20 protein-coding genes are annotated in these 24,269 nt (G+C 35.2%); 7 read left to right on the forward strand and 13 right to left on the reverse strand.

Features of this window, described 5'->3' with window-relative positions:
- Window positions 1-7: 7 nt before the first annotated feature.
- Window positions 8-280 carry a hypothetical protein gene (locus tag ACXVYO_RS09305; RefSeq protein ID WP_458466801.1) on the reverse strand — a complete coding sequence of 91 codons (273 nt, stop codon included), beginning with the start codon at window positions 278-280 and terminating at the stop codon, window positions 8-10.
- Between the two features lie 15 nt (window positions 281-295).
- Window positions 296-814, reverse strand: a complete 519-nt coding sequence (locus ACXVYO_RS09310) for an RNase A-like domain-containing lipoprotein (protein ID WP_000822712.1) — start codon at window positions 812-814, stop codon at window positions 296-298.
- Between the two features lie 375 nt (window positions 815-1,189).
- Here ACXVYO_RS09310 and ACXVYO_RS09315 point away from each other — a divergent pair, with 375 nt between their 5' ends.
- Complete coding sequence (locus ACXVYO_RS09315; RefSeq protein ID WP_458466802.1) at window positions 1,190-1,738, forward strand: TVP38/TMEM64 family protein; 549 nt, start codon at window positions 1,190-1,192, stop codon at window positions 1,736-1,738.
- 63 nt (window positions 1,739-1,801) lie between these two features.
- Here ACXVYO_RS09315 and ACXVYO_RS09320 read toward each other — a convergent pair whose 3' ends face one another.
- The 3 genes from ACXVYO_RS09320 to ACXVYO_RS09330 all read right to left on the reverse strand — a co-directional run bounded on the left by ACXVYO_RS09320 (window position 1,802) and on the right by ACXVYO_RS09330 (window position 5,074).
- Window positions 1,802-3,502 carry a M4 family metallopeptidase gene (locus tag ACXVYO_RS09320; RefSeq protein WP_458466803.1) on the reverse strand — a complete coding sequence of 567 codons (1,701 nt, stop codon included), beginning with the start codon at window positions 3,500-3,502 and terminating at the stop codon, window positions 1,802-1,804.
- A gap of 170 nt (window positions 3,503-3,672) precedes the next feature.
- A complete protein-coding gene (locus tag ACXVYO_RS09325; protein ID WP_458466804.1) occupies window positions 3,673-3,801 on the reverse strand; it encodes an NprX family peptide pheromone in 129 nt (42 codons plus the stop codon).
- A gap of 1 nt (window position 3,802) precedes the next feature.
- The gene (locus ACXVYO_RS09330; protein WP_458466805.1) at window positions 3,803-5,074 is read right to left on the reverse strand and encodes a tetratricopeptide repeat protein; all 1,272 of its coding nucleotides are present in this window, start codon (window positions 5,072-5,074) and stop codon (window positions 3,803-3,805) included.
- A gap of 199 nt (window positions 5,075-5,273) precedes the next feature.
- On the opposite strand from ACXVYO_RS09330, the gene ACXVYO_RS09335 reads away from it, so the two are divergent.
- Complete coding sequence (locus ACXVYO_RS09335; protein WP_064477123.1) at window positions 5,274-6,737, forward strand: nicotinate phosphoribosyltransferase; 1,464 nt, start codon at window positions 5,274-5,276, stop codon at window positions 6,735-6,737.
- Window positions 6,738-6,938: 201 nt separating this feature from the next.
- Here the strand turns inward: ACXVYO_RS09335 and ACXVYO_RS09340 are convergent, their stop codons facing one another.
- The 7 genes from ACXVYO_RS09340 to fdhF all read right to left on the reverse strand — a co-directional run bounded on the left by ACXVYO_RS09340 (window position 6,939) and on the right by fdhF (window position 18,452).
- Window positions 6,939-9,305, reverse strand: a complete 2,367-nt coding sequence (locus ACXVYO_RS09340) for a heavy metal translocating P-type ATPase (protein ID WP_458466806.1) — start codon at window positions 9,303-9,305, stop codon at window positions 6,939-6,941.
- 23 nt (window positions 9,306-9,328) lie between these two features.
- Window positions 9,329-9,706: an ArsR/SmtB family transcription factor gene (locus tag ACXVYO_RS09345; protein ID WP_458466807.1), complete on the reverse strand. Its 378-nt coding sequence runs from the start codon at window positions 9,704-9,706 to the stop codon at window positions 9,329-9,331.
- 265 nt (window positions 9,707-9,971) lie between these two features.
- The gene (locus ACXVYO_RS09350) at window positions 9,972-11,387 is read right to left on the reverse strand and encodes an amino acid permease (RefSeq protein ID WP_001284886.1); all 1,416 of its coding nucleotides are present in this window, start codon (window positions 11,385-11,387) and stop codon (window positions 9,972-9,974) included.
- Window positions 11,388-11,490: 103 nt separating this feature from the next.
- Window positions 11,491-12,624: an alanine dehydrogenase gene (gene ald / locus ACXVYO_RS09355; protein ID WP_088061799.1), complete on the reverse strand. Its 1,134-nt coding sequence runs from the start codon at window positions 12,622-12,624 to the stop codon at window positions 11,491-11,493.
- A gap of 369 nt (window positions 12,625-12,993) precedes the next feature.
- Window positions 12,994-14,865, reverse strand: coding sequence for a glycerophosphoryl diester phosphodiesterase membrane domain-containing protein (locus ACXVYO_RS09360; RefSeq protein ID WP_458466808.1), 1,872 nt, complete (start codon window positions 14,863-14,865; stop codon window positions 12,994-12,996).
- Window positions 14,866-15,020: 155 nt separating this feature from the next.
- Window positions 15,021-15,503, reverse strand: a complete 483-nt coding sequence (locus ACXVYO_RS09365; RefSeq protein ID WP_001040525.1) for a helical membrane plugin domain-containing protein — start codon at window positions 15,501-15,503, stop codon at window positions 15,021-15,023.
- 12 nt (window positions 15,504-15,515) lie between these two features.
- Window positions 15,516-18,452, reverse strand: coding sequence for a formate dehydrogenase subunit alpha (fdhF, locus tag ACXVYO_RS09370; protein ID WP_458466809.1), 2,937 nt, complete (start codon window positions 18,450-18,452; stop codon window positions 15,516-15,518).
- Between the two features lie 300 nt (window positions 18,453-18,752).
- Between fdhF and fdhD the strand changes: the two genes are divergently transcribed.
- Window positions 18,753-19,559, forward strand: a complete 807-nt coding sequence (gene fdhD, locus ACXVYO_RS09375) for a formate dehydrogenase accessory sulfurtransferase FdhD (RefSeq protein ID WP_458466810.1) — start codon at window positions 18,753-18,755, stop codon at window positions 19,557-19,559.
- A 231-nt stretch (window positions 19,560-19,790) separates the two neighbouring features.
- Window positions 19,791-20,297, forward strand: coding sequence for a GNAT family N-acetyltransferase (locus tag ACXVYO_RS09380; RefSeq protein ID WP_000405874.1), 507 nt, complete (start codon window positions 19,791-19,793; stop codon window positions 20,295-20,297).
- 509 nt (window positions 20,298-20,806) lie between these two features.
- Here the strand turns inward: ACXVYO_RS09380 and ACXVYO_RS09385 are convergent.
- Entirely contained in the window at window positions 20,807-20,929 is a 123-nt protein-coding gene (locus ACXVYO_RS09385; protein WP_001068388.1) for a hypothetical protein, read from the reverse strand.
- A gap of 329 nt (window positions 20,930-21,258) precedes the next feature.
- On the opposite strand from ACXVYO_RS09385, the gene ACXVYO_RS09390 reads away from it, so the two are divergent.
- The 3 genes from ACXVYO_RS09390 (at window position 21,259) to ACXVYO_RS09400 (ending at window position 24,262) form a co-directional block, all read left to right on the forward strand.
- Window positions 21,259-21,930 carry a response regulator transcription factor gene (locus ACXVYO_RS09390; RefSeq protein ID WP_458466811.1) on the forward strand — a complete coding sequence of 224 codons (672 nt, stop codon included), beginning with the start codon at window positions 21,259-21,261 and terminating at the stop codon, window positions 21,928-21,930.
- 64 nt (window positions 21,931-21,994) lie between these two features.
- Window positions 21,995-23,458 carry a HAMP domain-containing sensor histidine kinase gene (locus ACXVYO_RS09395; protein WP_458466812.1) on the forward strand — a complete coding sequence of 488 codons (1,464 nt, stop codon included), beginning with the start codon at window positions 21,995-21,997 and terminating at the stop codon, window positions 23,456-23,458.
- A gap of 291 nt (window positions 23,459-23,749) precedes the next feature.
- Window positions 23,750-24,262: a GNAT family N-acetyltransferase gene (locus ACXVYO_RS09400; protein ID WP_000351216.1), complete on the forward strand. Its 513-nt coding sequence runs from the start codon at window positions 23,750-23,752 to the stop codon at window positions 24,260-24,262.
- Window positions 24,263-24,269 lie beyond the last annotated feature (7 nt).

A 24,269-nucleotide genomic window follows, 5' to 3' on the forward strand; every position in this document is an offset into this window, starting at 1 on the left:
GATCTACTCACGCCTTTTTCTTTTGCAATAATACTAAAAAGGTTGCAAGATAGTCTTTCGTTTCTTCTAACGACCACATACGATTCCCTTGCTTCGCAGCTAATACGCACGCCTCTTCCCAATTATCCTTTTTCTTCATATATAATAATTCATCGCGTAATTTCAAAACAATCTCTGCATCTTCTTGCTCTATAAACTCTTCCATCACGCCTACTATTTCCTCTTCATGAACACTTAACGTACAGTACGATTTAAGAAAGTATTGTAGTGTCGTATACATATGTACTCCCCCTTCTTATTTGTCAGATGGATAAGAGGTAATGATCTTATATCCTAAATCTCCTGACTTATCTCTCGCTAAAACAGTAACAGTTTTCACTAACTTGTCTTTTACATTCATATTTTTCTTTATTACCGTTTTTCCAACTGGGAATGAATGAGTTGTATTTAATACGAGACGAGCCTCTTTAGAGTTTTTTAACCAATCTTGAATTTCCTTATCATGCTGCTTCAAACTATCTTTTACAGCTTTCGTCGCTGTTTCCTTATCATAGTATGTACTTGCCGCTGATACTTTATCTGTCTTCAAGCGATTCTTCAAATCCTCTTCTGATTTTCCTACATGTCTTTCAATCGTATGACCATTTTTAGGTGGCCCTTCCATTTCATCTAAAATATTATCACTAATTTTTTCTACTGATGTCGATTGATTTCCTGTTTGTTTCTCTGTTTTTTGTTCTTTTCCTGCACATCCACTTAAGATCAGCATTAGTGCCAATAAACTACTCAAGAAAAGACTACTTATTCGTTTCATCATATCACCTCTTTCATGATTATTATCGTAACTTCACTAAAAGTCAATTTCACATCGAAAAAACATACACATTTTTTTAATTCCTCACCAATTTTCATGAAACCACTATTTTTGACCTTCAAATAAATATACCCCTATATTTTTAAAATTATTTCCCGAGTTAAATCACCCCTGAAACACAAATAAAACCCTTTAATAACAGGGTTTTATTTGTGTTTTTTTAAAAATTAAATATACCCCTTGTTTCATATACCTAATACCCTTATAAGGTATAGAGGAGGTGTTTTATCAACATTTTCTACATTATGTAAATTTACACTTGCCTACATAATGAAAATATGGTGTAATGCAAAAAAAGATAAAGGATTTTAAACAATGGCTGAAACAATTCAAAACTTCTTAACAGACTATTATTCAATCGCAATTCCACTTAGTATCTTAATCAACATCATCATCAGTCTTTTAGGTTTTATCCCTAGTATTTTTTTGACCGCCATTAACATACAGCTCTTTGGCGTAGTAAACGGTACAATCATTTCGATCATAGGTGAGGCCTTAGGGGCTATTATCTCGTTTTATATTTATCGTATAGGCCTGCAAAAGTTCACTCACGATAAAGTAAATAAGTACCCTAAGGTAGAACGCCTTCTTTACGTAGAAGGTAGAGAGGCCTTTCTACTCGTTCTCTCTTTTCGTTTTATTCCATTCATTCCGTCCAGTATCGTGACTTTATTTGCGGCTCTAGGCAAAATGTCATTACTATCCTTCAGTATTGCCAGTACAATAGGTAAAATACCGTCCTTATTGATTGAAGTATATTCTGCATACCATGTTATAAACGGTACAAACGAAGCAAAGTGGATTGTAACAATCACAGGTTGTATCGGATTGTATTATTTGTGGAAAAAATGGAGAAAAAAATAAAGAAGGAGCCTATGCTCCTTCTTTATTTTTGAGGTATTTTATTAATAGCTCTCTCTTAAAACCTTAGTTTATACCAACAGCACTAAATGATTGCTTAACTGCTGCTACTTCCGCAGAAGTCGCACCATATAAATCAGCTGCAGCTTGTACTGCACCAGCACGAGCTTGGCTAAATGTAGTAGATTGTGTGAAATATTGTGTGTTTGCACGGTAATAAATTGCACCTAGCTTATCTTTACCGATACCAGTTACAGTTACACCAGAATGCGTACCACCATTTGCTAATAAATAAGCTTGTTTGTTAATAATACCACTGTTCGTATGAACTCCACCGTTATCACTTGAACCAGTGTAACGCTTAGAGTAATGGTCTGGGTCACCATATTTCGCTGGATCACTCATAGAGCGAAGCGCATCTCCCGCTTTACCAGGCGTGTAAATATCTTCACCAATCTCCCAATCTGGGTTACGGTTATCATAGAATTCTACTAAAGTACCAAAAATATCAGAAATCGCTTCATTTAGCGCACCTGATTCATTTTGATAAATTAAATCCGAGCTATTCTCCGTAACAGCATGCGTTAATTCGTGACCAATTACATCAATTCCACCAGATAATGAAGTAAATGTTACACCATCACCATCTCCGTATACCATTTGTGAGCCATTCCAGAACGCATTATTATACTTACTTCCGTAATGAACTGTCGATTTTAACGGAGCTCCCGCATCATTAATAGAGTTTCTATTAAATGTAGCTTTATAATAATCATATGTTTTACCTGCATAGTAATGAGCATCTACTGCCGCTGCATCATACGCTGCATTGAAAACATTATCTGCATCTGCCCATAATGTTCCTGGTAATGTTGAACGATTTTTTGCATCATATGTGAAAATCGTTGCTCCACGCGTATTATCTTGCAAGTAGTAAGATGAACCAGATAACGTTGTATTAAGTGATTTCGTATCCCCTAATACACCTTTACCAGTTCCTACTTTATTTGTCCCTGTTACAGGCTTTACAACCGCTTTTGCTTCTTGTTTAGGAGCATCTTGCTTAACTGGTGACTTATCTTCATTTGCTACATGATCAAGTTTATTATATTTATTTAATACTTTACCGCTGTCTGCTTCAATGAAATAGTAGTAGTTTCCTGGGCTTGGCTCTAAGAAGTTTAAATTTACAACGTATGCATATGTTGTTTCTTCACCGTTTTGATATACATATAAGTCCGCTTTTGGTTCTACCTCATATTTAGGTGTAACCCCTAAATCTTTTTGCGCAATTTCAATTGCTTTTGCGCCTTCGATCTTATTTTTATTTTTCAACTTGTCCTTTTTGTCTAAATCAGGCGCAACTGTTCCAGACAATACTTTTAAAGAACCATCTTTACTTACGTGAGCTACTTGCGTAGAACCCCATACAGGTACTCCTTCGTAAACTTGTTGCATACGTACTACTGTTGAATCAGTTACAGCATCTTTCTTCACTTGTTTCACTTTGAAAGAATCTTGCGCACTCTTTTCCCCTAGCTTGTAATCACCTTTTGCTGCGTTTAAGTAATCAAACACAACAGATTCTGCTTTCTTGCCAGTTGCTCCAGTTAAATCACCAGAAATAAACTCCGGTGACTGCACCGTCTCATTGTACTTCTTCGTAGAGAGCACATTTTTAGAATCCGCAAATGCAGAGCCTGTCCCTCCAAACGTTGTAACTGCCATTCCTGTCGCTAACACTAATGCTAAACTTTTCTTTTTCATATAACCTTCCCCCTAATAAAAAATTTTTTTTGAAAAAGAGTAGTTTTATCGTAGCACTATGTTTCCACTATTAATATACTAAAAATTCAATTAATTATTTTCTCAAGTGTTGTAGAATTTTGGGGAACAAATATTGAAAAAACCCCTTTCCGGTTGGAAAGGGGTTTTTATTACGATTCAATTGTTTCAACTATTTGTGTTCCTTGCGTTAAAACATCTGGTCTTGACGAATACTGTGTAATAAACTGCGTCAAAAATACAACTCCAATAACTAGCCCTAAAAACATCACTTTTTTCATATTATTTCTCCTCTCCTTTTTCCAATAGCGAAATAGTTTCTTTATAATAACGACTACTCTCTTCGAAATTACGGATCCCTTCGAAATAATTCGCAATTTCTAAATATACTTGCTTTAAATACACTAAATTGCCTTCACTTTTAAAAAATGGTATAGCCTCTAATTCTAGAAATTTCTTGTATTCATCCGATGTACGGAAATATTTATATTGTAAAATAATTAATAAATATAATACCCTTTTATATTTCTCGTTTCGCTGAGCAATAGAGATACCTTTTTCTATCCACTGGTCCGCCTCATCCATTTGTTTTAAATGAATACACTGTAATGCTGTATGATATAAAGTATCTAAGTAATTATCATCTTCATGTTGATGATATTGCAAACTTTTTAAATAAAATTCCTTAGCTTTTTCATATTGTTTTTGGTTACCATAGACTTCGGCAATATTACTTAAAGCGATACCCATAATTACCTCATTTTCAGAAAACGAACTCGCTTCACGTAAAATGCTATTGTACATATCCAAAGCCTCTTTGTACTGCCCTTGCCTTACAAAACAAATTGCTATAATAAATTGACAGTTTATCACATTACGGAATTTATATTCATTGCGGAATCCCTCTATTGCAATGTTAGCGAAATGCAGAGCTTTATACGGATTTTCTAAATGACTATATGCTAATGCTAAATTATAATAAATTCCATTCTCATGATAATTTAGCTCTTTCGCCATTTTTTCTGTTTCAATTAAACTCTCTAATCCTATCTTCCATTTGTTTTGTAAACAATTTAGTAACGAAACATTATATGTGAATAACATTTTTTGGAACTGAGATAATTTTTTATACCCTTTTTTTAATTTATTTAATCTTTCCACACCATTGTCAATATCACGCTTAATCATAAGATAACGTACATATAATAACTCATAATAATTCATAATTTCAAAATCCGTTACTTGCTCCATTTGTTCTTGTAAATCAATATATATTTGCTCAATTCGTTCTCTTTCTAAATGGACGATAGCTTTATGCCAATCCTCCAGCTTCCCCTTCACATCTTCTTCTACATCTCTCAAATCCGTCACGGCAATTTCTAACCTTGTGCAGAGCAATTGTAGAATTTCTTCTGATGCTTCGATCTTTCCATTTTCGATTTTACTTAAGTATGAGACAGAACAAATGCCCTGACATAATTCTTCTTGTGTCATTTTTTGCTGTAGCCGTTTATAAAAGACTTGTTTGCCTATTTTTTCTAATGTTTGTTGCATTGTCCTCCTCCATTCTCATTACCCCCATTACTCTAATAATACATAAAATCTTGAGAAATATAAATTGATAAATGTTAATTTTCTAAAAAATATGCAATATTTCATTTTTTTCCCTCTTGACTATACTTTCATATCCATTCTTTGCTACGAGTGATGAAAAATTGGTATACTATAACCAAATTATGGAGGTGTTTTCGCGATGACTTATTACAAAGACGATAGCTATGCCTTACATACAGATTTATATCAAATTAATATGGCTTATACATATTGGAAAGATGGTATTCATAATCGCCGTTCGGTGTTTGATTTATACTTTCGAAAGCTTCCATTCGAGAACGGTTATGCTGTTTTTGCCGGTCTTGAAAAGATTGTAGAGTACATAGAGAACTTCAGCTTTACCGAAAGCGATATCGCTTATTTAGCCGAATTACAATTTGAAGAAGAATTCCTTCATTATTTACAAAATATGAAATTCACTGGGACAGTTCGAAGTATGCAAGAAGGTGAAGTTGTATTTAATAACGAGCCTTTATTACGTGTGGATGCACCGCTCGGCGAAGCACAAATTATTGAAACTGCCCTGTTAAACATTGTGAATTACCAAACATTAATTGCAACAAAAGCAGCTCGTATGAAGCACGCTGCAAATAACGATGAACTTTTAGAATTCGGCACAAGACGTGCCCACGAGTTTGATGCTGCTCTTTGGGGCACACGCGCTGCCTTTATTGGTGGTTTCTCATCTACGAGTAACGTACGGGCCGGGAAGCGCTTCGGAATACCCGTAGCCGGCACACACGCTCACTCTTTCGTTCAAGCATATCGCGATGAATATGTCGCGTTTAAGAAGTACGCTGAAACTCATAAAAAATGCGTCTTTCTCGTTGATACATACGACACTTTAAAATCAGGTGTTCCAAATGCGATTCGCGTCGCGAAAGAGTTTGGGGATCGTATCGATTTTTATGGCATTCGCCTTGATAGTGGTGATATGGCTTATTTATCAAAAAAAGCAAGAAAACTACTAGATGAAGCTGGGTTTACACATACAAAAATTATTGCTTCTAGCGATTTAGATGAATACACAATTATGCATTTGAAATCTCAAGGAGCAAAAATTGATGTATGGGGCGTTGGAACAAAGTTGATTACATCCTTTGAGCAACCGGCATTAGGGGCTGTTTATAAACTAGTTGCGATTGAAGATACTGATGGAAAGTTAAATGATACAATTAAAATTTCATCTAACCCTGAAAAAATTACGACTCCAGGACTGAAACGAATTTATCGCATTATCAATCGAGTTAATGATCATGCAGAAGGAGATTATATTGCATTAGATTCTGAAGAACCTGGAAAAGAAGAACGCTTAAAAATGTTTCACCCTGTTCACACGTATATAAGTAAATTTGTAACAAACTTTGAAGCTCGCGAACTGCATAAAGACATTTTCGTTAACGGCGAAAGAACATATGAACTACCAGGTATATTAGATATTCAAAAATATAATGAACAGAGTCTCGCGCTATTTTGGGAAGAGTATATGCGAACTTTAAATCCCGAAGAGTACCCTGTCGATTTAAGTCAAGAATGTTGGGATCATAAAATGAATTACATTCAAACTGTTCGAGAACAAGTTGAAAAAAATATACAAAAATAAAACAGAGAAGCTCCTCCTTCTCTGTTTTTTCAATATGATATGTATCTTTGTGAACAATATATTAAATAATAAGACAAATATTTTTTATTTGTAAATTTTAATATTACGTTATTTATTTATAAAATAATATTTGCTATTATTTTATTGAGTCAATTTCAACAAAATAACCTAAAAAAGAGGACGCAGGTTGCGTCCTCTTTTTTATAAATCTTTCACTCGTAGTACACGCATTGCATTTAACACTGCAAGTAGTGTCACACCAACATCTGAGAAGACAGCTTCCCACATTGTTGCAATACCGAAAGCACCCAGTAATAAAACTAACCCTTTTACTCCTAATGCAAAGATGATATTCTGCCATACAATGCGTCGTGTACGTTTTGCGATGTTTAAGGCTGTTGCAATTTTTGAAGGCTCATCAGTCATAATAACGATGTCTGCCGCCTCAATCGCTGCATCTGATCCTAAACCACCCATCGCAATACCAACATCTGCTCTTGCTAATACCGGTGTGTCATTAATACCATCACCAACGAAAGCAACTTTTTCTTTTCCGTTCTTCGCCGCATCAATTTTTTCAATCTCTTCTACTTTTTGTTGCGGTAATAGTTCTGCGTGAACTTCATCTAAACCTAATTCCTTACCGACAGCTTCACCAACTGCTTTTGCATCACCAGTTAACATGACTGTCTTCTTAATACCTAGTTCTTTTAATTTTTGAATTGCTTGTTTTGAATCTTCTTTTACCTCATCAGAGATAACGATATAACCTGCATATTCCCCATCTACAGCAACGTGAACTAATGTACCTACCGTTTCTGGTTGCTTAAATGTAATATTTTCTTTTCTCATTAACTTAGCATTACCTGCAAAAATTTCTTTTCCTTGTACTTTTACGACTGTACCGTGACCAGAAATTTCGTTATAATCATCGATTATTTTTTCATCAATTGATTTTCCATATGCCTTTCGAATCGATTGTGCAATTGGATGATTAGAATACACTTCAGCAAATGCTGCATACTCTAATAATTCTTCATTTGTAATACCTTCGCTCGGTTCCATTTTTGTAACTTTGAAGACACCTTTTGTTAATGTTCCCGTTTTATCAAAAACAATATATTTCACATCATTTAAAGCTTCTAAATAGTTACTTCCTTTTATTAACACACCACTTTTAGATGCACCACCAATTCCTCCAAAGAATCCAAGAGGAATAGATACAACTAACGCACATGGACAAGAGATTACTAAGAACACTAAAGCTCTATAAATCCATTCTGAGAATGTAGCTCCTTCTAAAATAAGTGGTGGAATAAACGCCATGATCGCTGCTGTAATAACTACAACTGGAGTATAGTAACGCGCGAACTTCGTAATAAAGTTTTCTGTTGGCGCTTTTTTACTGCTTGCATTTTGAACTAAATCTAAAATTTTTGATACAGTTGATTCACCAAATTCTTTTGTAACTTCAATTGTTAATACACCATTTTGGTTCACAAAACCACTTAATACATCATTTCCAACTTCGACTTCACGTGGTACAGATTCACCAGTCAATGCTGAAGTATCTACCATTGATGTTCCTTCAACTACTTTTCCGTCTAATGGTACTTTCTCACCAGGCTTCACGATAATATAATCGCCAATTTGTACATCTTCTGGTGATACTTGTTTCGTTTCATTTCCAACCTTCACATTCGCATAATCAGGACGGATATCCATTAATGAAGTAATTGATTTTCGGGAGCGATTGACCGCAATACTTTGGAATAGTTCCCCCACTTGATAGAATAGCATTACCGCAACAGCTTCTGAATATTGTTGAATCGCAAAAGCTCCTAGTGTTGCAATTGCCATTAAGAAGTTCTCATCGAACACTTGGCCGCGAGTTATGTTCCTTACCGCTCTCCAAACAATATCTCCACCTATTAATAAATACGCAAGGACGAATAACGGAATTGTTATCATTTGTGGTAAGCCAGCTAATGCAGCAATTGCTGTCAAAATTCCGCCGACCACTAATCGTCCTACCATCTTTTTCACATTTGCTTCACCATGGTCATGACTATGTCCGTGGTCATGACCACCTTTTTCTTCACGAACAACTTTCACATCTGGTTCTAACTTTTGAACAACATTCGTTATATTTGCTACAGTCGCTTCTAATTCTCTTTTATTCGCTACTTCAACTCTTAATTTCTTTGATACGAAATCAACAGTTGCTTCTGAAACGGTCGGCATTTCTTTCACTTTATTTTCAATCTTCATCGCACAGTTTGCACAATCTAAACCTTCTAATATAAACACTTCTTTTGCTACTTTTGTGTTTTTTTCTTCTTGTACTTTAATATGCGGTTCTAATTTTGTAACGAGTTGCTTTGCTTCTGTAACAACTTCGCTTTCTTTATTTTGTGCTGTTTCTAAAATCATTGTTTTTGTCGCGAAATTTACAGAGCAAGAATTTACTCCTTCTATATTGCCAACACCTTTTTCAATTTTCATTGCACAGTTCGCACAATCTAAACCTTCTAACACCAGTTTCTTTTTCACCAATGCTTCAGCCATCGTTCTCCCTCCTCGCGTTCTTTTTATTCTTCCTCGTTTACGTGTTCAAACGCTTGCTCGAAGATATGAATGACGTGCTGGTCAGCTAACGAATAATAAACGACCTTTCCTTCTTTACGATTCTTTACAAGTTTCGCTTGCTTTAACACACGAAGCTGATGTGAAATAGATGATTGTGTCATTCCTAACAAATACGCTAAATCACAAACACACATTTCAGCTTCAAATAACGCATGTAATATTCTCGTACGTGTACGATCACCTAATACTTTAAATAATTCTGCTACTTTGCTTAAACTTTCATCAGTTGGAATTGTTTGTTTTACTTGATCAACAACTTCTTCATGAATTATCGTTTGAGAACATGTCTCTTGTGGTGTTTTTACTTTATTTCCAGCCATTATAGCTCACCTCTTCACTTGAACATATGAACAATCATTCATATATCTTATACTCTTATTATATGAGCGTCTATTCATATGTGTCAATGAAATCTCATACATTTTTTTGAACATTTCGTTCACATAAAAAAAATCTACCCATATTTTCTGCATCCATTACATTCTCATACAAAAAAAGATGTACATTTTGCACAAAAGAAAAAAGCCTTGCGCGTTCCCTAGACGCACAAGGCTTACTTATACTTATATCCCTTTTAATTAGCTGTTAATTAGCTTGTTCTAAATTATCCTGCGAACTTCCATCGTCTTTTAAATGACTGTGCTTTTTCGAATAAACAAAGTATACAACTACTCCGATTGCTAACCAAACACCGAAGTATATCCATGTTTTTAATGGTAAATTTACCATTAAGAATAGACAACATGCAACTGAAATAATCGGTAAGATTGGTACAAGTGGTACCATAAATCCACGTTGCAGTTTCGGATGCGTTTTACGAAGAATGATAACAGTTACACCAACCATAGCGAATGTTAATAACGCTCCAATATTCGCTAAATTCGACAATTCTTTTAAATCGATAAATCCAGCAATTAAAGCACTACCAATTCCTGTTAACCAAACTGAAAATGTTGGCGCTTCAGTCTTCTTGTTAATTTTCGCGAAAGATTTTGGCAATAAACCGTCACGGCTCATTGCGAAAAATACACGAGTTGTTGCATAAATGTAAGCAAAAATTACAGCCATAATACCGATTACAGCTCCAATAGCAATTACACCAGCCACTTTATCTTGTCCTACAACTTCTAACACATATGCCATAGCTTCAGGTACATCTAATTCCTTATAAGAAACCATACCTGTCATAACGAGACAAACTACAACATAAATGATTGTACAAATAACTAACGAAGCAATAATACCAATCGGTAGATCACGTTGTGGATTTTTTACTTCTTCAGCAGAAGTTGCTAATGCATCAAATCCTAAGAAAGCAAAGAATACTGCTGCTCCCCCTGCGAACACTCCACTTAAACCGTACGGTGCAAATGGTATCCAGTTTTCTGGTTTCACGTAAAATACACCAACTGCAATGAATAAAACAACAATACCAATTTTAATTAATACCATTATGTTATTCACACGCTTACTTTCTTTCGTACCTCGTGATAATAGCCAAGTTATCACTAACGTAACGATAACTGCTGGTAAGTTTACCATACCACCTTGTGCTGGAATCGTTAGCAATGCTTTTGGAATTTCAAGTCCCAATCCACTCACTAGGTTATGGAAATAACCCGTCCATCCTCCGGCTACTGCGGCAGTCGTTACGACATATACGGATAACAATGTCCATCCCATTAAATGGGCAACAAACTCACCAATTGTTGCATACGAATATGTGTACACACTACCTGAAACAGGCAGTGTCGATGCAACTTCTGCGTAACATAAAGCTGCAAATCCACAAACAATTGCTGCAATCATAAATGAAAAAATAACTGCTGGACCAGCATCTCTTGCTGCTACTAATCCTGTTAATACTAGAACTCCTGTACCAATTATCGCACCAATCCCTAGCATTGTTAGGTCAAATGCCCCTAGCGTTTTCGTTAAAGTTTTACTTTTACTTTCCCCTAACAATTGCGTAACGGATTTCTTTTTAAATAGGTTGGCCACGATGAATGCCCCCTTTTACCAAGAAGAGCTAAGAGGTATTATCTCTTAGCTCTTATCATGTTGTTTTATATATTGTTCGATTTTGTTTTGTATAATGCTTCTATTAGCAAGATACTGTTTCTGCTTCTAATAATTCTTTAGCACCTTTGTACTCTACACCGTGAGCTTCTGCAACTGCTTCGAATGTTACATAGCCATCTAATGTGTTAATACCTTTTAGTAATGCAGAGTTGCCTAAGCAAGCTTCTTTGTAGCCTTTGTTAGCAATTTGTACTGCATATGGTACTGTTACGTTTGTTAATGCAAGAGTTGATGTACGTGGAACCGCACCTGGCATGTTTGCAACTGCATAATGAACAACGCCGTGTTTTTCGTAAGTTGGGTTATCATGAGTTGTAATACGGTCAGTTGTTTCGAAAATACCACCTTGGTCAATCGCGATATCTACAACAACAGAACCTGGTTCCATTGATTGAATCATTTCTTCTGTTACAAGTTTTGGCGCTTTTGCACCTGGGATTAATACTGCACCGATTACAAGATCAGACTCTTTTACAGCTTCTGCAATATTGTAAGGATTAGACATTAAAGTTTTTACTTGGTTTCCGAAAATGTCATCTAATTGACGAAGACGTTCTGCACTTAAGTCGATGATTGTTACATCCGCACCTAGTCCAACTGCAATTTTAGCAGCATTTGTACCAGCTTGTCCACCACCGATGATTGTTACTTTACCACGTTTAACCCCTGGAACACCTGCAAGTAAGATACCTTTACCGCCTTTGTTTTTCTCAAGGAATTGTGCACCAATTTGTGCAGCCATACGACCAGCTACTTCACTCATAGGTGCAAGTAATGGTAGAGAACGGTTTTCTAATTGTACTGTTTCATATGCAATAGAAACAACTTTCTTTTCGATTAATGCTTTTGTTAATTCTGGTTCTGGAGCTAAGTGTAAGTATGTGAATAAGATCAAACCTTCACTGAAGTGTTTGTATTCGCTTTCAACTGGTTCCTTAACTTTCATAACCATTTCCATGTTCCAAGCTTCTTCAGCTGTATCAACAATTTTTGCTCCCGCTTCAACATACTGAGCATCTGTGAAACCAGATCCTAAACCTGCACCCTTTTGAATGAATACTTCGTGATTGTTACGAATTAAATGTACAACACCTGCTGGTGTCATTGCCACACGGTTTTCGTTGTTTTTAATTTCTGCTGGTACCCCAATACGCATAATGAAATGCCCCCTTATAATTAACAGAAAAAAGAGATTCTTTTTTCTTTTTGTAATAATTAATAACTTATGTCCTTATTCTAGCATAACTTAAAAGTTATGAAAACGCTAACATACCATTTTTTTAAAGTTTATATATTTAGAATAGTGTAAATATATGGAACATTGATTCTATTAGCCTCTTCGTTCCATTTCATTATCTATCACTCTATTTTCATTATACTCCTTCAAAACTAACCGTATTCTTTTATTATTCGACAATAATGTAACAATGTAAGAAACCTAAGTAGCGACGTATACATATACACTTATTACCTTACACAATACTTTAGAGATATATTCTTCTCCTAAAAAAACAGCTGCAGGCATTTAGCCAGCAGCTGGGTAACTTATAAATAACTTAGAAAATAAATCATCTGTTGTTTCACTAATTTTATCAAACACATCACTTTCTTCCGCTTCTTGTTCTTTTAACATCTTAATTGTTTCACGTGCATCTTCAGGATAATCGGTAATGATACCATCTACGTTTAACTTATAATATCCCTTTAAACTTTCCATATCATTTACTGTCCATACGTAAATTGGCTTGTTTAACTTCCTTGCTTCTTTTACTAACTTCTTATTTAACATATATTCTTCCGCTACGTAAAAATCAGCTTTCACATTCTTTAAGTTGGCTCTACTTGCGTACAGTATATATCCGACTTTTATATCTGAATTTGCACGCTTAAACTCTTTAATAAGCGGGTAATGTAACGTTTGAATGACACATTGTTTCTCAAATTCATTATCTTTAATTGCTTTTAATACTTTGTTTACGAAGTCTTTTTCGCCACCATGTAACTTCACTTCAATATTAAGCTTGATTTTCCCCTTTGCCAGCTTAATGATTTCATCAAGTGTACTGATTTGTCCTGAAAATCCATCTTGACTTAGGGTAAGCTGTCTTAACTCGTCCATCGTTAAATCTGACACGTGAACATTAGCATTAGCAAGACGTTTTAGCTTCAAATCATGTATAACTGCTAGTTCACCGTCTTTCGTTTGCAGTACATCAATTTCAGCATAATCTGCTTTCGCATCAATAGCTCCCTGCACAGCTTCTTTCGTATTCTCTACACCTTTTGAAATATAACCACGATGAGCCATAATAATTGGTTCTTTATATGTGTTTGTAATAAAGGTCACAATGAAGGCAACCACCATTCCCGCAGTAATAATTCCTACAATATATACACCAATAAATTTCCAACGATGTTTTTGGAAGAAACATTTATCTGCTTTTGTTTTCGAATAGTCTAATCCTTCTTCTAATAAAACATCTTCAACTGGAACCTTTTGTAAATACAATCTTGTTAACGCCATAATGTAAAACGGCGTCATAATAAAGCTAAATAGATACAATGTACTTGTTAAGAAGACTGAAATAGTTGACTCTGCTAGCAGCGCAAATGTCCCTTCTGGGTTTGTAAATTCATATACTCCCCACAGACAAAGTAAATAAATTCCTACACATAAAAGAAAGACGATTCCTACAGATATGAAAAAACCTACTAAAAAGAACAATACTTTAAAGAAGCTTTCTTTTACTAAGCTGGCACTTTTGCGTGCTGCCGTGCGGAACGGCTTTTGCTCTAAAACGATAATAGGTAAAACAAAAATCCAACGAAGATTTAAATAAGCAACTACAGCAAAGAAAGTATAATACCCAACTTGCCCCATCGTTGTCTTAAATAGTTCACCTGTAATAAAATTAGGAATTTGAATTTCAGGAATCAATGCAGATTTATACCCCACGCTTAATAGTGGTAATAGTACAACTGCATACAAAACAAATCCAGGTAAGCAATATGTAAACAGAGAAGGTAAATACGTTACTGTTTTATACAGAATTGGACGTAATCTCACCTTTTGCCTTTTATGAGCGAAGTACGAAATAATAATAAGTACTGCAAACTCTGTAAAGATAAGAAACAATGCCAATATAGATAAAATTACAATCGCCAAAATCCCGTATGGTGTTTTCAAAAATGCTAATAACTCATCATTTGTTGCATTTGCATACCCACCAAAGTACAACAACTTATTGAAAATAATACCGAAAAGCGGGATAAACACAATCGCTGCTAATAATTTATAAGCGAGTTGGAATGTTAACACATTCCAAAAAGCAAATCTAACAGTTTGAAAGGAATGTCTCATTACTCCTGGTATAGAAAGTCTTTTACGGTGTTGCATATATTCCTCCACATTCTAAAACGATATTTGAGATGGATTCCATGTTTCCATTTCTAATCCATCTTTTTAATAATAATATATTCCGCATAACATGAACACTCTTATACATACAATGAAAAAAGTGATGGCTACTTCCCATCACTTTTTCATTTACCCTATTTTTTCTCTAACCCTTGTCCAAATGCTTTCAAGAAGCTAAAACCGAATGTAATGGCTCTATTGATATCTGGATCTTTTAACACTTTAAAGAAATCCATCACTTTAGTTTTTTTACCACTATTTAATTCATCTGTTGCAAATTGCAATCCAGTAACTAAACTCGATGTGATTTGCTTTGTTACCTCTGGATCAACTGCGGATAGCGCTTCCCCTGCCCCCATCATATTGTTGAGTGCATTTTTAACTGGTTCACGATTTAATTGCTCCACAGCGATTTTTGAAACATCTTCCTTCGCAGCAAGTAAACTAATCGCCGCATCTAATATCCCAGCCTTCTGTAACTGTGCTAAAAGCTGCATCGTTTCCTCTACTGCTTCACGATTATTAGATAACTCATTTAGAAGTTCATCTGCTACTTGCTGTTTCTGTTCTTCCTCTGTTACAACTTTCTTTTTAATTAACGTAATTTCTTTCGCCACTATCTCCGCCCCCTAGTCCACAAGTGCTACGTATTGTTTTCTTTGCCACTTTTGATCGATTTCAACACCATTTTGCGGATTACGCTTTTTATCTCGCGGGTTTGAAGATGGTAACGGACGATTTCCTCTTTCACGTAATACACGCATTTTCACCATCGTTTGTTTATATGCTGGTGTACACGTATAAAGGTCTGTTGCCGTCCCGGTTAAAATATTAATCGCTTCTTCATTTATCGTTGCATGCATCGGTAAATATAGCTCTTTCCCCGTTACACGATCCGTAACAAGCGCCTGTACTTTAATTTTCCCAAATGGTGATGCTAATTCCACAAGACCACCATCTTTCACATTGCGCTCTATAGCGAGTTCAGGTGAAATTTCAACGAATACTTCAGATACTTTAGATAAAATACCAGCCGACTTATTCGTCATGTTCCCTTCATGGAAATGTTCTAGCATACGACCATTATTTAAAAGTAAATCATATTCATCTGGCGCTACAACCGGTGGCACCCATTCATCTAATGATAAACGAGCAAGTTTATCTGGGAAGTTAAATCCGTCTACATATAATAGCGGTGTATCGCTACCATCATGACTACCCCAACATAAACTATTCCATCCTTCTAGACGGTCGTACGTTGCTTGAGAGTATAACGGTGCAAGTGATGCGATTTCGTCCATAATTTCACTTGGACTTTCATAATTCCAATCCCCTCCTAGTGCACGAGCAACCTTTTGTAAAATCCACCAGTCTGGTTTGGAATCACCAAGCGGTTTCAATACTTCATATAATCTTTGAATACGGCGCTCTGTATTCGTAAACGTTCCTTCTTTTTCTAAGCTTGGTGCCGCTGGTAAAATAACATCAGCAAAACGAGCTGTTTTTGATAAGAACATATCTTGAACAACGAGGAAGTCTAAATTCGATAAAATATGTTGCACATGGTTCGCATTTGAATCAACTAAAGCCATTTCTTCACCCATGACATACATACCACGTAGTTTTCCTTCTTCTGCCGCAAGTAACATTGCAATATTATTTAATCCTGGTGCTTTCGGAATAGTTGTGCCGTATGCTTTTTCAAACTTCGCACGAAGCGTATCATCTGATACTGCTTGATAACCAGGAAGCCAGTTTGGTAATGTTGCCATATCACAAGCACCTTGTACGTTATTATGCCCTCGTAATGGATATGCGCCTGCACCAGGACGACGATAGTTACCCGTAACAAGCAGTAAATTTGAAATGGCAGCGGACGTTGTACTTCCTCCTGTATTTTGCGTTACACCCATTCCCCAAAGTATACAAGTTCCATCTGCTTCATATACCATACGAGCCATTTCTTTCAGATTTCCTTTTGAAATTCCCGTAATTTCTTCTGTATAATCGAGCGTATACTTTTCTAACATTTTGCTATATTCATCAAAGTTCTTTACATTTTCAGCTAAAAACTTTTTATCGTGCCAATCTTGATCAATAATATATTTCGTAATACCAGCAAGCCATACGTAATCCGTACCTTGGCGCGGATGAATAAATAAATCCGCACGCTCTGCCATTTCATGTTTACGAAGGTCTGCTACAATTAGTTTTTGCTCGTGTAATTTATGAGCACGTTTTACTCTCGTCGCAAGTACAGGATGTCCTTCAGTTGGATTCGCACCAACGATAATAACAAGGCCTGCTTCCGCTATATCTTTCACTGTTCCAGCGTCCCCGCCCATACCGACAGTTTTAAATAAACCGTCTGTCGCTGGAGATTGACAATAACGAGAACAATTGTCCACATTATTCGTTCCATATATTTGTCGTGCTAGTTTTTGCATAAGGTAGTTTTCTTCATTTGTTACTTTCGAAGAAGAAATGAATCCAAATGCATCGCTGCCATATTCAGATTTAATATGCTGCATGTTAGAAGCAACAACTTCTAATGCTTCTTCCCATGAAGCTTCAACAAACATATCTCCTTGGCGAATTAATGGCTTCGTAATACGATCTTCACTATTTACAAAGTCCCATCCAAATTTACCTTTTACACATGTGGAAATACCATTAACCGGCGCATCTGAAACAGGTTGAACTTTTAATATATGGCGATCTTTCGTCCATACTTCGAAGGAACAACCAACACCACAAAATGTACAAACTGTTTTTGTTTTATTAACTTTCGTCTTACGCATCGCAGCCTCTACTTCTGAAACTGCTAAAATACTACTATATCCTGGCTCTACATCCTTTACAAAATCAATCATCGGATCTAACACATCTGGTTTTAATCCTGTCATAAACCCAGCTTCACCTAACATTGATTTTTCCATTAATGCATTACACGGACATACTGTTACACACTGTCCACAACTTACACAAGATGAGTCATTTATACTTACACCATGATCCCATATAACACGTGGACGATCTAAGTTCCAGTCTATCGATATAGTTTCATTAACCTGTAAGTTTTGACATACTTCTACACACTGCCCACAAGCAATACATTGATTTGGATCATATCGATAAAACGGATGTGACATATCCACTTCACAAGCACTTACTTTCGGCTCATACGGATATTTCTGTTCTTCAATTCCCATCATATGTACAGTGTTATGGACTTTACAGTTACCATTATTGTTATCACAAACGGTACAATACAATAAATGATTCTCTAATATACGATCCATCGCCTCAGTCTGTGCCTCTTTTGCACGCCGGGACTGTCTTTCGATATGCATACCATTCTCTAATTTCGTTGAACAAGCACGCATTAACTTCCCATTTACTTCTACAATACACGTATCACAAGTTTGAATTGGATCTACTTCTGGTACATGACAAATTTGAGGATGTTCCAAATTACTCTCGTTAAATAATTGTAGTATCGTCTTTTCACCCGATGTGGAAAATTCTTTACCATCCACGGTTACACGGACTGTCTGTTCTGTCATAGTTTCCCCTCTCCTTACAACCAACTGTACAACACAATTATGAATCCGTTTTCAAAATCGCATTACTGTACATATTTTTGAAACGCTCTGCCCAAATACTTTCTTATGAAGTCGATTCTAGATGTTATAAGGTATAACTACGAAAGCTTGAAAATATCATTATTCTACAGTTCTATTATATCGTACATATACAATAATAACCAAAATAATCTGTGATCTTCTTGCTAATAGGTGTTTTTATTTTTTCCATTGTTTTATGATAATTATGGGAGAGAAATACATAAAAAAGGGGAATTTAATATGGAGCCTACGCAAGAAACTTATACAATTGTACGCTATCAATCTGGTACATTTTCAAAACAGCTTGATGAGATTGTTACAGAATCTCCTATTACTATTAAATTAAATGGTGAAGAATATGTAACAGTCGTATGCACACCAACCTATATTGAAGATATGGTTATTGGTTTTTTAATTTCTGAGGGGATTATTTCTTCTTATAAAGATATTGAAGAGCTATGGGTGCAAAAAGATAACGGAATTGTCCATGTAAGATCATCAAAAGTAAATCCGCTCTATCAAACTTTATATAATAAGCGATACATCACTTCTTGCTGCGGAAAAGGTAGACAAGGTTTTATTTTCGTTAACGATGCAGCAAAAGCAAAAGATTTACATGATATACACGTGAAAGTTACTCCTGAAGAATGTTTTTACTTAATGAATACTTTACAACAATCTTCCACTACATTTCGCCAAACTGGCGGTGTTCACAATACCGCTCTGTGTGATCGAAACAATATCCTCCTATCAAGAATGGATATCGGAAGACATAATGCATTAGATAAAATATATGGTCATTGTTTACGCAACGATATATCTGTTAAAGGAAAAATTATTGCATTTAGCGGGCGCATTTCATCCGAAATTCTACTCAAAGTTTCAAAAATTGGATGTGAAATTGTTCTATCTAAATCCGCTCCAACAAAATTAGCATTGCAACTCGCTCACGATTTAGGCATTACAGTCGTAGGATTTATTAGAAATGAATCTTGTAATATTTACACCCATCCAAAGCGAATTGATGGTTATCAATCGAATAACTAAAATAACTCCTCAACCGAGGAGTTATTTTAGTTATGAAAATGTAATATACTAAAGACTTGAATAGTTAATAAAGTTAATATATAATTTCATTACATATTTAAAAACAAAACATTGTAGCATATATCTTTTCATTCTTTTACAAATTAAAAGAGACTGCTAACAAAACGCATACACAATCTTATAAAAGTAATGGATTTATTTTATTTGAAATCGACCAAGGAGGTTACAACTATGGAAATTCGCTTATTAACGACAGAGGACGCAGAAATATATTTAAAAGTTTGTATGGAAGGTTTAACGAAAAACCCGGAAGCTTTTAGCTCTTCTTATGAAGATGTTCTGAAACATGAGGATCCTGTAGCTGCTATGGCAAAACGATTAAGCAATCCGGATAAGTATACTCTAGGGGTCTTCAAAGATAACGATTTAATCGGCATTGCTACTTTAGAAACAAAGCCTTTCATTAAACAAGAACATAAAGCAAAAATCGGTTCCGTTTTTGTTTCCCCAAAAGCGCGTGGCCTTGGAGCAGGACGAGCTCTAATTAAAGCCATTATTGAAAATGCCGATAAATTACATGTGGAACAACTTATGCTCGATGTTGTAGTTGGTAACGCTGGTGCCAAAAAATTATATGAATCATTAGGTTTCCAAACTTACGGCGTACAAGAGCGTTCATTAAAGCATAACGGTCAATATTGGGACGAGGAACATATGGTTCTGTTCTTAAATGATTAATACTTCAATATAGTTTTTTAAAAGCATCTTCTTATTAAGAAAGATGCTTTTTTCATTACAACAATGTAATCTTCATGTCACCTTTATCGATCGTACCAAACCTTTCCATTCATTATACTAAAAGTATAAAGTGAAACTTTACTCAGTGGAAAGCTTTACCTCCACTGAGTATTAGTTGAACCAATCGGGCTTTTATGGGCAGTTGATCTTCCATCTAACTTCTTCGCACCCACTAAACCTTTAGATGGAAGTCTTACTGCCCATTAATGCGGGGTAAAGTGACACTTTAATTAGTGAGGCACCAATCATGAAATGAACGTATAGCATTCAATTGATATATAAAGGAGAATGTGACATGAAACAAAACAAACGAGCTATGCTTTTAATATTTACTACAGCAATTGTAACTTCTGGGTTAGCAATTTTACCTTGGTTTATTATATAGAAATATTCCCCTAATAACGAAAAAAAGCTTATTGCTTCTTAAGAAGCAATAAGCTTTTTCTATATTATAAAATCCCCAAAATTTTATTTACACAACTTATAATAATAACCATAGATACGGCAATGCACATGACAACCGTATTACGATCTTGCTTTTCTTTTTTTGAAATTTCTTCTTTTGGATTCATGTGTATGATCTCCTTTTAAAAAAAGTGTGAGATAGGAAATTTTTCTTATCCGATGCGAGGTGAATACGAAAACCCTCTCTATCTCACATACACAATAGAATGGAATTGTCATTTTATAAATAAAATGACATGACGTTATGTCGCAACATAGGGTATTTTGTGTCGCTACGTTTTCTATTATAAAAAATAGTTGTGCAAAACTAGTGCATTTTTTATGTCAATTACTCTGAGCGAAAAATAACTCTTCCACCCAATCACATAAAAAGAGTTTTTTATTATTTTCATGTAAACTATACAAGTAGAATGAACAGTTTGGGGTGCACAAGATTATGGTTAAAATTTTATTAGTAGACGATGAAGAACGCATGTTACGATTATTAGATCTGTTCTTAAGTCCTCGTGGCTATTTTTGTATGAAAGCTACTTCTGGCCTTGAAGCACTAAAGTTAATAGAACAAAAAGACTTCGATATTATTTTGTTAGATGTTATGATGCCGAATATGGATGGATGGGATACTTGCTATCAAATCCGTCAAATTTCCAACGTTCCAATTATTATGCTAACAGCTCGTAATCAAAATTACGATATGGTGAAAGGCCTCACTATGGGCGCGGATGACTATATTACAAAACCATTTGATGAGCATGTATTAGTCGCAAGAATCGAGGCTATATTACGTCGTACAAAGAAAGACGGCTTCGTTAGCTTCAATGGTATCGAGTGGGATAAAACGAAACATACTGTCACAGTTTATGATGAAAAAATCTCACTAACTCCTATTGAATTTTCGTTACTTGGACTATTTTTACAAAATACAAACCGTGCTTATAGCCGAGATGATTTAATCGAGAAAATTTGGGGCTATGAAACAGACATCGAATATAGAACAATCGATTCACATATTCGCAATATCCGTGATAAATTACGTAAAAAAGGATTTCCAATTGAAAATCACTTAGAAACCGTCTATAAAGTCGGATATAAATGGAAATGTGAATAATTACTTCGGTCAGTGGAAATACCCTACCACTGACCGTTTATTATGAATAAGGTATGGTGAGAAAATGAGTAAACTTTCCCTTAAAATTGGGACATACTTTTTAATATTAGCTTTATGTATTGAAACCATTGCTTTCGTATCTTTTTACAAAAGCATTTCAAACATGCGCATTGAGGAGGAAACACTTGCTCTTTTAGAAAAAGGGAATCGCTATAGTAACGAAATTACAAAACGCGCAAGGTGGGCTGAATACTCTAAACAAAAGAAACACACCGAACGCGCTGAATACAATAAAAATCCTAACCGTCCTATGTACCCTGAGTTCGATATCGCAGATGCAGCTGAAAACTTAGTTAAATCAGAATTAGTTGCCAACTCTGATATAGCTATCATTATAACGGACGATAATGACAAAATTATTTCTACCTCAGAACCCGTAACGAAAGAAATGCAAAAACAACTTACTTGTAAAACAGAGACTATTCCCAAAAAAGGATTGATCGTCGAAAAAAACTGGAAAAAATCAAAATTCATCTCAACAGTAAGCCCTTTGGAAACTCAAGGATTTCAAGGTAAGTTATATATGTTATTAAAAACATCTTTCTTAGAAAATATGTTACTTAAACTCATGAATCAATTTCTTATCATTAGTGTTGTGACAATTATTTTAACGACTATTTCTGTCTTCGTTTTTTCTCGTGTTATTACAGAACCGCTTATAAAAATGAAGAGGGCAACAGAAAAAATGTCAAAATTAAATACGCCAATTCAATTAGGTATAAAACGAAATGATGAACTTGGAAGCTTAGCAAAAACGATTGAAGATTTATCCAGTGAACTGACTTATATGAAAAAAGAACGCAATGAATTTCTCGCTAGTGTTGCCCATGAACTATTAACTCCATTGACCTATATGAAAGGGTATGCGAAGGTAGCAAAGAGAGAATCTTTAACGAAAGAAGAGCGAGAAGAATACTTGCAAATCATTGAGGATGAAACAGATAGTGTCACCGATCTCGTCCAAGATTTATTTATGCTTGTACAATTAGAACAACACCAGTTTGTTATAAAAAAACAAAAAGTGCTACTTAAACCATTTTTAGAAAGAATGATTGAAAAAACAAAAACAACATTAACAAATAAACAAATGCAACTCCATGTATATTGCAAAGATGACTTAGAAGTTTGCATAGACGAAAGACGTATGGAACAAGTTATGTTAAATTTATTACACAATGCTTATCAGCATTCGCCAGAAAACACATCTATTACGATACGTGTACTCGCGAAAACAGATTCTTTTGCAATAAGTGTAGATGATGAAGGAGAAGGTATTCCCGAAGAAGATATCCCCCATATTTTTGATCGCTTTTATCGTGTTGATAAATCCAGAACGAGAGCTACTGGCGGAAAAGGTATCGGGCTAGCTGTTGCAAAAGAAATTGTAGAATTGCATAACGGTTCCATTCTAGTAACAAGCCAATTAGGAGCAGGAACAAACTTTATAATTGAGCTACCTTTTGAATAAGATGCGTGTGAAAACACCAGTAGTAGTAAACACTACTGGTGTTATTTTGTTCATAAAATCAGCTCATATAAGCTAAGCTTTTGAAATTATTCTTATTTCAATATAAAATAAAGTGAAACTTTAATCCATGGAAAGGTTCACCCATGGATTATTAGTTGAACCAATCGGGTATTTACGGGCAGTTGTCTCCCACCTAAATTCCGCGCATTCGCCGAATTTTAAAGTTGGAGTCTTATTGCCCGCGAATAGCGGAGTAAAGATACATTTGCAAAGATTTGGAGGGTGATATAATTGGATATCCATGTATTAACAAAAGACGAAGCGGAAATTTACTTAGAACTTCGTGTAGAAGGATTAAAGCAAAACCCTGAAGCTTTCAGCTCTTCTTATGAAGATATTATTAATAAAGAGTGTGCGATTGAATATAAAGCACAAAAATTAGCACAAGATGAAAACTATACGCTAGGTGCATTTAAAGATGGACAATTAATCGGGGTTGCAACACTGGAAACGAAACCATATGTAAAACAAGAACATAAAGCTAAAATCGGTTCTGTATATGTATCTCCAAAAGCACGCGGACTTGGAGCAGGAAAAGCACTTATTAAAGAATGTCTTGAACTTGCTAAATCTTTAGAAGTAGAACAAGTTATGCTTGATGTTGTTGTTGGCAACGATGGAGCAAAAAAACTTTATGAATCATTAGGATTTAAAACATTTGGTGTACAAGAACGTTCATTAAAATATAACGGACAATATTGGGACGAAGAGCATATGGTCTTATTCTTAGATGAAAATAAATAATAAAAAA

Source organism: Bacillus sp. BC08, assembly GCF_054326875.1.

What these genes read in the sequence shown, in the direction of transcription:
- ACXVYO_RS09305 (WP_458466801.1), bottom strand. Translation starts at nt 280, where the DNA reads ATGTATACGACACTACAATACTTTCTTAAATCGTACTGTACGTTAAGT.
- ACXVYO_RS09310 (WP_000822712.1), bottom strand. Translation starts at nt 814, where the DNA reads ATGAAACGAATAAGTAGTCTTTTCTTGAGTAGTTTATTGGCACTAATG.
- ACXVYO_RS09315 (WP_458466802.1), top strand. Translation starts at nt 1,190, where the DNA reads ATGGCTGAAACAATTCAAAACTTCTTAACAGACTATTATTCAATCGCA.
- ACXVYO_RS09320 (WP_458466803.1), bottom strand. Translation starts at nt 3,502, where the DNA reads ATGAAAAAGAAAAGTTTAGCATTAGTGTTAGCGACAGGAATGGCAGTT.
- ACXVYO_RS09325 (WP_458466804.1), bottom strand. Translation starts at nt 3,801, where the DNA reads ATGAAAAAAGTGATGTTTTTAGGGCTAGTTATTGGAGTTGTATTTTTG.
- ACXVYO_RS09330 (WP_458466805.1), bottom strand. Translation starts at nt 5,074, where the DNA reads ATGCAACAAACATTAGAAAAAATAGGCAAACAAGTCTTTTATAAACGG.
- ACXVYO_RS09335 (WP_064477123.1), top strand. Translation starts at nt 5,274, where the DNA reads ATGACTTATTACAAAGACGATAGCTATGCCTTACATACAGATTTATAT.
- ACXVYO_RS09340 (WP_458466806.1), bottom strand. Translation starts at nt 9,305, where the DNA reads ATGGCTGAAGCATTGGTGAAAAAGAAACTGGTGTTAGAAGGTTTAGAT.
- ACXVYO_RS09345 (WP_458466807.1), bottom strand. Translation starts at nt 9,706, where the DNA reads ATGGCTGGAAATAAAGTAAAAACACCACAAGAGACATGTTCTCAAACG.
- ald (WP_088061799.1), bottom strand. Translation starts at nt 12,624, where the DNA reads ATGCGTATTGGGGTACCAGCAGAAATTAAAAACAACGAAAACCGTGTG.
- ACXVYO_RS09360 (WP_458466808.1), bottom strand. Translation starts at nt 14,865, where the DNA reads ATGCAACACCGTAAAAGACTTTCTATACCAGGAGTAATGAGACATTCC.
- fdhF (WP_458466809.1), bottom strand. Translation starts at nt 18,452, where the DNA reads ATGACAGAACAGACAGTCCGTGTAACCGTGGATGGTAAAGAATTTTCC.
- fdhD (WP_458466810.1), top strand. Translation starts at nt 18,753, where the DNA reads ATGGAGCCTACGCAAGAAACTTATACAATTGTACGCTATCAATCTGGT.
- ACXVYO_RS09380 (WP_000405874.1), top strand. Translation starts at nt 19,791, where the DNA reads ATGGAAATTCGCTTATTAACGACAGAGGACGCAGAAATATATTTAAAA.
- ACXVYO_RS09385 (WP_001068388.1), bottom strand. Translation starts at nt 20,929, where the DNA reads ATGAATCCAAAAGAAGAAATTTCAAAAAAAGAAAAGCAAGATCGTAAT.
- ACXVYO_RS09390 (WP_458466811.1), top strand. Translation starts at nt 21,259, where the DNA reads ATGGTTAAAATTTTATTAGTAGACGATGAAGAACGCATGTTACGATTA.
- ACXVYO_RS09395 (WP_458466812.1), top strand. Translation starts at nt 21,995, where the DNA reads ATGAGTAAACTTTCCCTTAAAATTGGGACATACTTTTTAATATTAGCT.